Annotated in this window: 1 pseudogene; it reads right to left on the bottom strand. The window is 76.2% G+C overall.

Annotated elements, in window-relative coordinates:
* Nucleotides 1-106 precede the first annotated feature (106 nt).
* Nucleotides 107-302 (bottom strand): annotated as a pseudogene (locus JHD63_RS24450) (hypothetical protein); the annotation flags it as partial.

The raw sequence follows: 302 nt of genomic DNA, 5'->3' as shown, positions 1-302 counted from the left end.
CCCCCCCCCCCCCCCCCCCCCCCCCCCCCCCCCCCCCCCCCCCCCCCCCCCCCCCCCCCCCCCCCCCCCCCCCCCCCCCCCCCCCCCCCCCCCCCCCCCCCCCTTTTCACGCAGACGACGGCATACGCGATTTCCTGTACGGTCTCGTGGGCTCGGAGATGTGTATAAGAGACAGGGCCAGGTTGATCACCACCGGCGTCGGGTCGGCCCGCAGGCGGGTGTTGAGCAGTTCGGCAATCCTGGGGCGCCAGAAGTGGTAGAGATCGGCGCCGGCCTCGTTGGGCAGCCGCGTGCCCATCTCC

Source organism: Xylophilus sp. ASV27 (assembly GCF_016428875.1).
GTDB lineage: Bacteria > Pseudomonadota > Gammaproteobacteria > Burkholderiales > Burkholderiaceae_C > Xylophilus.
This window is presented reverse-complemented; position numbering and strand designations above follow the sequence as displayed.